Origin of the sequence: Sphaerochaeta sp. UBA5836 (genome assembly GCF_002432845.1) — a bacterium.
Lineage (GTDB): Bacteria > Spirochaetota > Spirochaetia > Sphaerochaetales > Sphaerochaetaceae > Sphaerochaeta.
In genome coordinates this window covers 16,970-17,776 of record NZ_DJGW01000082.1, presented here as the reverse complement: position 1 = coordinate 17,776, position 807 = coordinate 16,970, and the positions used below count along the sequence as shown (strand labels likewise).

Genomic DNA, 807 nt, shown 5'->3' with positions numbered 1-807 from the left:
TTGTCATAGCGGCTGAAGCCGTAGTATCCGCAAAGGTTCAGCACCGAGACGTCCTGCAGGTCTTCGGCCTTGAAGCATGGTTTGAGTTCTTCTGTGTCGACATCGTAGAAACGCAGGGCGTACCCCGCCTTCACGTAGCTGGCGAGCACCGTCTCACAGGTGTAGGCGGGAACGTATGCCAGCTTTCGCCCCATGGTGGTCGGACAATCCAATAAACAGGCATACAGTGCGCATCGGCCGGAGAGAAAGTACTGGACATCAGACCCCCTATCCAAAAAGAAAGAGGATGGTTTCCCCCCAATTTCCTGCAGGGTGAACATGCATCCGATGCGTATTGCCATATCAGAAGCTCCTGATGGTCTCTTCGTCGATTCTCAGCAGAATTTCCTTGGCAAGGCGGACTGCCTGCTCGACATCGAAGAGGGAGCTGATCCCGTAATGGGTGTGGGCATACCGGACAGGGATTCCGATGACAATGGCAGGAATACCCTCATTGGCCAAGTGAATCGGGGCGCCATTGGTCGCTCCTGCACTGCGGACAGCCTCCTGGACCGGGATGTCAAGCTGGCGGGCAAGGTCGAGCGCATAGCGCTGGAAGCGCGGGTTGGTGATCATGCGTGAATCGATATGGCGCAGCATCGGGCCCTTTTTCAGGCAGGTTTGGGCCTGATAGGCAGGTACTACGGTATCATCGGCGGGACATCCTTCAAAGACGATGGCAAGGTCTGCCTTGATCGTGTTGGCACTGACAATCGAGCCGCGCGTTCCCACCTCTTCCTGGCTGGAGAAGTCTCCAACAAGGTTGAC

The 807-nt window shown here is 56.3% G+C and carries 2 pseudogenes; both read right to left on the bottom strand.

Features of this window, described 5'->3' with window-relative positions:
- Positions 1-341: pseudogene (locus B3F49_RS07015) on the bottom strand (hypothetical protein); the annotation flags it as partial.
- A 1-nt stretch (position 342) separates the two neighbouring features.
- Positions 343-807 (bottom strand): annotated as a pseudogene (locus tag B3F49_RS07010) (M42 family peptidase); the annotation flags it as partial.